The sequence below is a fragment of the Ruegeria sp. O5 genome, assembly GCF_056535105.1.
In genome coordinates this window covers 39,433-48,544 of record NZ_JBQERN010000021.1, presented here as the reverse complement: position 1 = coordinate 48,544, position 9,112 = coordinate 39,433, and the positions used below count along the sequence as shown (strand labels likewise).

Below are 9,112 nucleotides of genomic sequence, written 5' to 3'. Positions count from 1 at the left end.
ATGCAGAAAAACGGACCCTTCAAAAACCTCTTCGACCAACAGTTCAATAAACACAAACAAAAACAAAAAGTCGCTCAGTAATGAGAGGGGGAAGAACTGAGCGCAAAGCTCTTTTCAGGCCAAAAATCTCCTGATTGCCACGTACCGCTGAACAGAGGGCTTCCGCCATTCACGTAATATGCGCATGTTTGACGCGCATATCGTGTGATGGTAAAATGGCGCAGTTCAGAGGGTAATCAAATGAATGCTCCATCTCGTAGACCGACAAATCTATCACTGGATGGCGATATGCTGTCCGAGGCGCGGGATCTGAAGATCAATCTTTCCCGCGCAGCCGAAGACGGCATTAGGGCCGCAGTCGCCAGCGCAAAAGCGGAACGCTGGAATGCCGAAAACAAGGCCGCACTTGAGAGTTCCAACGCGTATGTCGAGCGTAATGGCTTACCGCTGGACACCTACCGACAGTTCTGATGCCAAAATACGACGTGTTCCCCAACCCGTCAGGTGACGGGTATCTTCTGGACATCCAGAGCGATCTGCTGAGCGGGTTGAACACACGCGTCGTCGTGCCCCTGCTTCCCGAAGCGACCGCGCCGATCCCAGCCACCCGGCTCAATCCCGTCTTTGATATCCAGGGCAAACCGTTTGTAATGGCAACCCAATTCATGGCTGCCGTTCCGGTGGGCATTCTAAAATCGCCGGTCGACAACCTTGATGATCACTTTGCGCAGATCACCGCCGGCGTCGACATGCTAATGCAGGGATTCTGACAAGCTTCTGGCCCTTGGAGAACCAAGAGCCAGGAACAAGTATGATAATGAAGATCAGTCGTACAGCACTGCCGCGATCTTTGGATCGTCGATGTTGGATGCGTCGTAATAGTAGAACCCGGTATCAATCAGGGCAGGAACTTCTTCGCCCTTCATCGCGGCCACAGCAGCCTTGACGGTTTCATACCCGATGCCCACGGGATTCTGAGTGATTGCACCCGCCATCAGCCCGCTTTTGATCGCATCTTTCTGGGCCTTGCCACTGTCATATCCGATGATGGTCAGCCCCTCGGTCCCCAGTTCCTGCACACCATTCACCACACCGATGGCCGAGCCTTCGTTGGTGCCGAAGATGCCATTCAGATCGGGGTTCGCCGTCAGGATCGCTTTGGTCACCTCGGTCGATTTCAGGTGGTCACCCTGACCGTATTGAACCGTGACAACTTCGATGTCCGGGTATTTTTCAGCAATGCGATTGACGAAGCCGTCGCGCCGGTCGATGCCTGTGCGGCTGGTCTGGTCATGCGCAACAACGGCGACTTTGCCTTTGCCGCCAATCATCTCGGCCATCTTGTCCGCAGCCAGCGCAGCCGCGGCCTGATTGTCTGTTGTTGCTGTAGAAACTGGGATGTCGCTGTCAACGCCACTGTCAAAAGCGATGATCGGAATGCCTTTTTCATCAGCTTGCTTCAGCAGTGGAATGGCGGCCTGGCTGTCCAGAGCGGCAAAACCGATGGCCTTGGGGTTATTGGCCAAGGCCGCCGCCAGCATGTCGATCTGACGATCCACCATGGTTTCGTTGTCCGGGCCTTCAAAGGTGATCGTGACACCGTATTCCTCGGCGGCCTGTTCCGCACCGGACTTTACCGCCTGCCAGAACTGGTGCTGAAAACCTTTGGACACCAGCGGAATATATATGTCTTCCGCTGATGACATAGTTGCAGGTATCGAAAGGCTGGCCGCACTCAGGGCCCCCAAAATGAAACGACGTGTTAGCATGTCTTCTCCTCCAGTTGGTCTTCGTTTCTGATTTTTGTGACTGTTCAACCTGTCTTCCTGCGCCGCGCCATATCGGCATAAACGGCCAGAATGATGATCGCGCCGGTGACAACGGTCTGCCATTCCTGCGCGACGGACAGCACCCGCAAACCATTGGTCAGAACTGCCATGATCAGGGCACCGATCAGGGTTCCAAGGATCGTACCACGCCCACCGGACAGGGACGTGCCCCCGATCACGACGGCAGCGATGGCTTCCAGCTCGTAGCCAAGCCCCAGCGCGGGCTGTGCCGAATTCAGTCGCGACGCGATCAGGATTCCGCCAATGCCACAAATCCCACCTGCCAGAGCGTAAATACGCATCTTCCAAAGATCGGTATTCACCCCCGATAGGCGCACCGCCTCTTCGTTTGATCCCAGCGCAAAGGTGTATCTGCCCAGAACCGTGCGCCCCAGAATGTACGAAGCTGCAATGGCAACAAGGAAAAGGATCAGCACGCCATTGGGGATCGGCAATGCGGGAAAAACCTCTCCGATCAGCGACCCGCGCGAAATCTGGTCAAAGCCCGGCGTGTCGTTGAAGTAGATGGGCCGCGTGCCGGAAATCACCAGCGACAACCCTTTTAGGATCAGCATCATACCCAGCGTGGCAATGAAGGGCGGGATTTTCATCTTGGCGACAAAGGTGCCCGAGCACAGCCCGCAGAACGCACCCGCCGCAATCGCTGCCGTAACCCCCAACAACAGTGGCATTCCGAGATAGGTCAGCACGACACCGGCGATAACGGCACAGAATGTCATCAGAGTTCCCACGGACAGGTCGATCCCGCCAGTTATGATGACCAATGTTGCAGCAACCGCCAGCACCCCATTGACCGATGTCGCCTGCAAGATGGCGATCATGTTTGAAGTTTGCATGAAGTTCGGCGACGCGATTGAAAACCCGATCAGCAAGGCAATCAAGCTGGCGAAGGCCAGCAGCTTTTGGTAGGCGCCGCTTTCCGAGAGCCCCGCCAGTGGGCTTTTCTTTTCGATTTCCGTTGCTGAGGTCATTACGCTGTTCCTGTTATCTGCATCGCCGCCGCCCGCTGCGTCGCCAGATGCATGATGTCTTCCTGAGTGGTGGCTTTGCCGCCCGGCAAAATGCCGGTCAGTCGGCCTTCGCACATCACGGCAATGCGATGGCTTAGGCGCATGATCTCGGGCAGTTCCGACGAAATCACGATGATCGTCTTGCCCTGCCCGGCCAGTTCTTCCAGCAGCTTGTAGATTTCAGATTTTGCGCCCACGTCGATACCGCGCGTGGGCTCATCGAAAATCAGGATATCGCAATCCCGCAGCAGCCATTTGGCAATGACAACTTTCTGCTGATTGCCGCCGGACAGCAGGCGTACCTCCTGCGTGTCCGAAGGCGTGCGAATGCCCAGCTGCGTGATGTAACCCTTGGCCGTCGTGCTGATTTCACCATCGTTCAGAACACCGACACGTCCGGTGAACATATCCATCGAAGCCAAGGCAACATTGTCACGAACGCTCATCCCTGTGGCGAGGCCGAAATGCTTGCGATCCTCGGAAAGATAGCCGATGCCCGCCTTGACGGCATCGGATGGTGTCCTGATCGAGACCACCTGCCCATGCACCCGGATTTCTCCGCTATCTTTGGGATCAGCCCCGAAGATTGCCCGCGCAACTTCGGTACGTCCGGCCCCCATCAGCCCGGCAAAGCCCAGGATCTCACCCTTCAGGACCGAAAAGCTGACATCGCGGATTTCGTGACCCCGACACAGCCCGGTCACTTCCAGCGAAACCTCGGCATCGCTCAGATCGGGGGGGACCAGCGGCTCTTCCTTGACTTCGCGACCTACCATCATCGCGATAATCTGGCTGATCGGCGTTGCTGCCGCGTCAACGGTGCCAACGTATTCTCCGTCGCGCATCACCGTAACCCGGTCAGCAATCTGCTTCAGCTCATCCATTTTGTGGCTGATATAGACAATGCCCACGCCTTCAGCCTTCAGACGGCGGATGATCACGAACAGCTCGGCAATTTCAGCATCGTTCAGGGCCGCGGTCGGTTCATCCATGATCAGAACCCTGGACCGGTAAGAAAGAGCCTTGGCGATCTCGACCATCTGTTGTTTCGCAATGGTCAGACTGCCGACCTGCGCCTTGGGGTCGAGGTTTAGGTTCATGGACGCAAAGATCTCGGCCGTATGTGCATTCAACGCAGCATCGTTCAGTCGGCCAAACCGTTTACGAGGTTCGCGGCCGATAAAAATATTCTGTGCCACTGTCAGATCATTCATCAGGCTCAGTTCCTGATGGATGATGCCGATACCCAAAGCCTGCGCCTCGCGTGGCGTGGTTGGGTTTGCATCACGTCCTTCGATTTGCAATGTGCCACCGTCGCGCTGATAAATCCCCGAGAGGATTTTCATCAGCGTGCTTTTTCCCGCGCCGTTCTCGCCCATCAGCGCATGGACTTCACCGGGCACCAGATCGAACTGCACTGATTTCAGCGCATGGACTCCGGGAAAGTGTTTCTCGATCCCCGACATGTCGACCAGTTTTTTCATTTATCCTCCCAAACACCCCTCTCCCCAAGGGGTGGTGCCGCCTACATCACCGCGCCGATTTGCCAGGGCACAAATTCGACCCCACCAAAGCCAAGTTCTTCGCTTTTTGTTTGTTCACCCGATGCGACGCGGATCAGCATTTCGAACAGCTCTTCGCCTTTTGCCTCAATGCTCACACCGTCTGTGACGATATCCCCACAGTTCAGATCCATGTCTTCCGACATCCGGGCATACATTTCGGAATTGGTAGCCAGCTTGATGCAGGGTGTTGGTTGATATCCCGAAACCGAGCCCCGCCCGGTGGTGAACACGATCAGGTTCGCGCCTGACGCTACCTGCCCCGTGACCGAGCATGGATCAAAACCGGGGCTGTCCATGAAAACAAAGCCGGCCTTGTCGATTTTCTCGCCGAACTTGTAAACACCGCGCAAGGGCGCGGTGCCGCCCTTGGCGACGGCGCCAAGCGATTTCTCAAGAATGGTCGTCAACCCGCCGCGCTTGTTGCCCGGGCTTGGGTTGTTGTTCATCTCGCCGCCGTTGCGCTGTGTATACCCCTCCCACCAGCGAATGCGTTCGATCAGCTTTTCCCCGACCTCAACGGTCTCGGCCCGCCGGGTCAAAAGGTGTTCCGCGCCATAGATTTCCGAGGTTTCGGACAGGATCGTCGTACCGCCATGCCGCACCAACAGATCCGACGCATAACCCAAAGCAGGATTGGCGGTGATCCCGGAATACCCATCCGACCCGCCGCATTGCATTCCGACCGTTATCGCACTGATCGGCGCAGGTTTGCGTTCGGCCTTGTTCGCGAGGTCGGCAATCCCGCGCAGCTCGTTCAATCCACGTTCAATGGTACGGCGTGTGCCGCCCTCACTCTGAATGGTCATGTAACGCAGCACGCCATCAGGACGGATCGGACGACCGCCAACCAGATCGGCCACCTGCATCACCTCGCAGCCCAAACCGATCAACAGGATACCGGCGAAATTCGGGTGCTGGGCATATCCCGCCAGCGTTCGAAACAACGTGGCGTAGCCTTCATCTTTGCCCGACATGCCGCATCCAGTGCCATGAACGATCGGGACGATACCGTCCACATTCGGGTACGCGTCCAATAAGCCCCGTTTCTCGGCGGCTTCGGCGATGAACCGCGCCACGGAGCCAGAGCAATTCACCGTTGTCAAAATGCCGATGTAGTTGCGCGTGCCGACCTTGCCATCGGCACGATGGAAGCCCTGGAAGATACGGTCGCCTGAAATCACGGGCAGTGGCGTGTTCGCGCTTGCATATGCGTAGTCCTGCTGATGCGCCCCCATACCCAGATTATGGACATGAACATGCTCGCCCGCGGCGATATCCGCTTTGGCCTGACCTATGATCTGTCCGTAGCGGATCACATTCTCACCTGCCGCAATCGGGGCGGTGGCGATCTTGTGCCCGCGTGCGATTTCCGTGGGAAGCTGCACCGATAACCCATCCGGTTGCGCGCCGGCTTTCAGGTCGCGCAACGCGATGATCACGTTGTCATCCGGGTTCAGCCGGATTGTGTCACGGGCGGGGCCGCCCTGGGCTTTGATCTCTGAAACTGGGCGCATGGATTCCCCGCTTGTTCGCCACAGAGCTACGGGGATAATCCTCTCTTGTCAACTAACATGTTAGTATGATAGTTCAGATTTATGAACCACCCATACGACATTGACGCCACCCGCCTGCCCGACATTTCAACATTTGAGGGGTCGCTCGCGCAGCGCGTTTACCAATCCATCAAACAGGCGATCCTGGCATTGGATTTCCCCCCCGGCGCTAACCTTCGGAAGGCGCCGATCTGCGCGCAATTGGGTGTGTCCCGCGCACCTGTCGCGGACGCCATCACCAGGCTTTCCGCCGAAGGGCTGGTGGATGTGGTGCCGCAATCGGGTACACGTGTGTCCTATTTCTCGATGGAGGAAATTCGCGAAGGCGCCTTTCTGCGAGAGGCCCTGGAGCTGGCAACAGTGGCCAAGGTTGCGCGTGACCTGACCGAAGATCAGCGCAAAAAGCTGAGCCGCAATGTGCGCCTGCAAGAGCTGTTGATCGAAGATGAAGACATTGCCGGGTTTTACCACGCAGATGAGGAATTCCACGCCCTGTTGATGGCGTTCACCGGGATGCTTCGCCTGCCGGATGTGGCACAGACCGTGTCGCTACAGGTCAGCCGCGCACGGATGTTGCTGTTGCCGACACCCGGCCGCATTGCGGAAACACTGTCCGAACACCGGGCGATATTCGATGCCATCAGTGCCCATGACGAACGTGCGGCACAAGACGCCATGCGCCATCACCTTGGGCAACTGATGCCTCGGATAGAACAGCTGCAACAGGAAAGACCGCAGCTGTTCAATTTACCCCCCCAAAACACCCGAGAGGCAGGATGACCGTTTCGCAAACCGCCCTTCTGAACAACAGGACGTCCCGGCCTGTACCGCTGACCCGCATGGGGTTTGGCGGCGCGCCATTGGGCAATCTTTATCGCAAGGTCTCGGATGCTGATGCGCAGGCTGCGTTGCAATCCGCTTTTGACGCAGGCATCCGGTTCTTCGACACCGCGCCGCAATACGGGTTGGGGCGGTCCGAGTATCGCTTTGGCGAAGCGATCAGGCGGTTTGGGCGTGAGAACATTCAGCTATCAACCAAAATCGGTCGTCTGCTGTTGGATTGCGAACCACATGAGGTGACACCCGAAGCGTTTGTGGACGTTCCGCAGAAACGCATTGTGTTCGACTATACCTATGACGGCGTCATGCGGTCATATGAGGCAAGCCGGGACCGGACAGGTGTTGCCAATGCGGACATTCTTCTGGTGCATGACGTCTGCGCTTTCAGTCAGGGCAGTCAGGAAATGTCAGACGCCAAAGTACGCGAGTTGTTCGATGGCGGCGGGTACAAGGCGCTGGTTGAACTGCGCGATGCAGGTGAGATCGCTGCGATTGGCGCCGGCGTGAATGAATGCCAGGTTTGCGAAAAACTGCTGGGTCTTGGCGATTTCGACGGGTTCCTGCTGGCAGGTCGGTATACGCTTTTGGAGCAGGAAGCTTTGGACAGTTTTCTGCCACTTTGCGAGAAACGCGATGTGGGCATCATTCTGGGCGGGCCGTATAACTCAGGTATCCTCGCCACCGGACCGGTGCCTGGGGCCAAGTATAACTATTCCGATGCGCCTGAGGATATTCTTGAACGGGTGCGCAGGATCGAAACTGTCTGTGCGGCCCATGACACACCGCTGATCGCAGCCGCGCTGCAATTTGTTCTGGGACACCCCGCCGTGAAAACGGTTGTTCCGGGCGCCGTCAATGCGGCCGAGGTTCAAGCCAATGTCGCCCTGCTGGAGCGGACTATCCCCGCCCAGCTTTGGTCAGACCTGCGTACCGAAGGCCTGATCCGGTCAGATGCCCCTTTGCCCAAGGAACCTGTCAATGCTGCGTAACCTCGACCCGCTGTTGTCTCCTGAGTTGCTGTACGCCCTGCGTGCCATGGGCCATGGCGATGACATCGTTATTGCGGACGCCAATTTCCCGGGCTCAAGCCTTGGGCCCGACTGCATCCGTGCGGATGGTTCAACAGCAAGCGACCTGCTTGGCGCGGTGTTGTCTGTCATGCCGCTGGATACATTCGTGCCCGACCCCGCGCTGACCATGCAGGTTGTAGGTGATCCCGAAGCCGTGCCCGAGGCCGTCGCAGATTTCCAAAAGATCATCGACGCGCAGGCTGACAACCCCGCGCAAATTCAGGGTCTGGACCGGTTCGACTTCTACCAACGCGCGGCATCCGCATTTGCCATCATTCAGACCGGCGAGCGCAGGCTGTACGGCAACATCATCCTGAAGAAAGGCGTGATTGCATGAAGATCGACGCCCATCAGCATTTTTGGGCGCTGGCACGTGGTGACTATGGGTGGCTGACACCGGATTTGGGCCAGATTTACCGGGACTTCGGGCCAGGTGATCTTGCGCCATTGTTGCAAGCACAGGGCATCGACGGGACAATTCTGGTTCAGGCAGCGTCGACCGTCGCCGAAACGAAGTACCTGTTGTCACTGGCGGACAAGACACCTTTTATCAAAGGTGTGGTTGGCTGGGTCGGTTTCGACGCCCCTGATGCGCGTGCACAAATCATCAGACTAGCCACTCATCCCGCTTTGGTTGGTCTGCGGCCAATGATTCAGGATATCGCTGATCCGAACTGGATGCTCGGCGCAGCCCTGAGACCTGCCTTTGAGGCCATCCAATCTAAAGATCTGACTTTCGATGCCCTCACCCTGCCCCGGCACCTGGGGCCGTTGCGTCGCCTTCTGACACAGCACCCGGACATGCGGGTTGTGATTGACCATGGCTCGAAACCTCTGATCCGGGACGGTGCATTTGACGGGTGGGCCGAAGACATGGCCGCCATCGCGCGGGACACCAACGCGTTCTGCAAACTGTCCGGTCTTGTCACCGAAGCTGCACCTGACTGGACGGTTCGGGACCTGTACCCCTATGTGGATCACCTACTGAACACGTTCGGACCATCGCGGTTGATCTGGGGCAGCGACTGGCCGGTCTGCACATTGGCCAGCAGCTATGAACGATGGATAGATGCAACCGACGAACTGCTAAGCGCACTTTCCTCCAATGACCGTGCGGCCATCCTCGGAGGGAATGCGGCAAAGGCTTATCACATCAGGATTTGACGGTGCCGCACCGAACCCCAAACACGCACTGCTTTGCGCCCGCTGAACCTGCCCAATCTT

At 57.4% G+C, this 9,112-nt stretch carries 10 protein-coding genes; 6 read left to right on the top strand and 4 right to left on the bottom strand.

Going from position 1 to position 9,112, the window contains the following annotated elements; all coding sequences use genetic code 11:
- Window positions 1-240: 240 nt before the first annotated feature.
- Window positions 241-471 (top strand): type II toxin-antitoxin system CcdA family antitoxin, encoded by a 231-nt coding sequence (locus ACR0M3_RS18135; RefSeq protein WP_480484666.1) that lies wholly within the window; start codon window positions 241-243, stop codon window positions 469-471.
- Complete coding sequence (locus tag ACR0M3_RS18130) at window positions 471-770, top strand: CcdB family protein (protein WP_480484665.1); 300 nt, start codon at window positions 471-473, stop codon at window positions 768-770. Before ACR0M3_RS18135 ends, ACR0M3_RS18130 begins: the two co-directional genes overlap by 1 nt.
- Window positions 771-824: 54 nt before the next feature.
- Here the strand turns inward: ACR0M3_RS18130 and ACR0M3_RS18125 are convergent, their stop codons facing one another.
- From ACR0M3_RS18125 to ACR0M3_RS18110, 4 genes are read right to left on the bottom strand one after another with little or no spacing between them, the layout of a single operon-like run.
- Complete coding sequence (locus ACR0M3_RS18125) at window positions 825-1,769, bottom strand: substrate-binding domain-containing protein (protein ID WP_480484664.1); 945 nt, start codon at window positions 1,767-1,769, stop codon at window positions 825-827.
- 44 nt (window positions 1,770-1,813) lie between these two features.
- Complete coding sequence (locus ACR0M3_RS18120; RefSeq protein ID WP_480588693.1) at window positions 1,814-2,821, bottom strand: ABC transporter permease; 1,008 nt, start codon at window positions 2,819-2,821, stop codon at window positions 1,814-1,816.
- Window positions 2,821-4,344: a sugar ABC transporter ATP-binding protein gene (locus tag ACR0M3_RS18115; RefSeq protein WP_480484662.1), complete on the bottom strand. Its 1,524-nt coding sequence runs from the start codon at window positions 4,342-4,344 to the stop codon at window positions 2,821-2,823. Before ACR0M3_RS18115 ends, ACR0M3_RS18120 begins: the two co-directional genes overlap by 1 nt.
- A gap of 41 nt (window positions 4,345-4,385) precedes the next feature.
- The gene (locus ACR0M3_RS18110) at window positions 4,386-5,939 is read right to left on the bottom strand and encodes a UxaA family hydrolase (protein WP_480911985.1); all 1,554 of its coding nucleotides are present in this window, start codon (window positions 5,937-5,939) and stop codon (window positions 4,386-4,388) included.
- Window positions 5,940-6,020: 81 nt separating this feature from the next.
- Between ACR0M3_RS18110 and ACR0M3_RS18105 the strand changes: the two genes are divergently transcribed.
- Genes ACR0M3_RS18105 through ACR0M3_RS18090 form a run of 4 tightly spaced genes read left to right on the top strand, consistent with a single transcriptional unit; the run spans window position 6,021 to window position 9,052 of the window.
- Window positions 6,021-6,758, top strand: a complete 738-nt coding sequence (locus ACR0M3_RS18105; protein WP_480911982.1) for a GntR family transcriptional regulator — start codon at window positions 6,021-6,023, stop codon at window positions 6,756-6,758.
- On the top strand, window positions 6,755-7,807 hold the full coding sequence (locus ACR0M3_RS18100; protein WP_480911980.1) for an aldo/keto reductase: 1,053 nt from the start codon (window positions 6,755-6,757) through the stop codon (window positions 7,805-7,807). Before ACR0M3_RS18105 ends, ACR0M3_RS18100 begins: the two co-directional genes overlap by 4 nt.
- Window positions 7,797-8,225, top strand: coding sequence for an RbsD/FucU family protein (locus ACR0M3_RS18095; protein ID WP_480484658.1), 429 nt, complete (start codon window positions 7,797-7,799; stop codon window positions 8,223-8,225). The genes ACR0M3_RS18100 and ACR0M3_RS18095 overlap by 11 nt, the downstream gene beginning before the upstream one ends.
- The gene (locus tag ACR0M3_RS18090; RefSeq protein WP_480560416.1) at window positions 8,222-9,052 is read left to right on the top strand and encodes an amidohydrolase family protein; all 831 of its coding nucleotides are present in this window, start codon (window positions 8,222-8,224) and stop codon (window positions 9,050-9,052) included. The genes ACR0M3_RS18095 and ACR0M3_RS18090 overlap by 4 nt, the downstream gene beginning before the upstream one ends.
- Window positions 9,053-9,112: the final 60 nt, after the last annotated feature.

Coding starts and splice junctions, on each gene's coding strand:
- ACR0M3_RS18135 (WP_480484666.1), top strand. CDS start 241: ATGAATGCTCCATCTCGTAGACCGACAAATCTATCACTGGATGGCGAT.
- ACR0M3_RS18130 (WP_480484665.1), top strand. CDS start 471: ATGCCAAAATACGACGTGTTCCCCAACCCGTCAGGTGACGGGTATCTT.
- ACR0M3_RS18125 (WP_480484664.1), bottom strand. CDS start 1,769: ATGCTAACACGTCGTTTCATTTTGGGGGCCCTGAGTGCGGCCAGCCTT.
- ACR0M3_RS18120 (WP_480588693.1), bottom strand. CDS start 2,821: ATGACCTCAGCAACGGAAATCGAAAAGAAAAGCCCACTGGCGGGGCTC.
- ACR0M3_RS18115 (WP_480484662.1), bottom strand. CDS start 4,344: ATGAAAAAACTGGTCGACATGTCGGGGATCGAGAAACACTTTCCCGGA.
- ACR0M3_RS18110 (WP_480911985.1), bottom strand. CDS start 5,939: ATGCGCCCAGTTTCAGAGATCAAAGCCCAGGGCGGCCCCGCCCGTGAC.
- ACR0M3_RS18105 (WP_480911982.1), top strand. CDS start 6,021: ATGAACCACCCATACGACATTGACGCCACCCGCCTGCCCGACATTTCA.
- ACR0M3_RS18100 (WP_480911980.1), top strand. CDS start 6,755: ATGACCGTTTCGCAAACCGCCCTTCTGAACAACAGGACGTCCCGGCCT.
- ACR0M3_RS18095 (WP_480484658.1), top strand. CDS start 7,797: ATGCTGCGTAACCTCGACCCGCTGTTGTCTCCTGAGTTGCTGTACGCC.
- ACR0M3_RS18090 (WP_480560416.1), top strand. CDS start 8,222: ATGAAGATCGACGCCCATCAGCATTTTTGGGCGCTGGCACGTGGTGAC.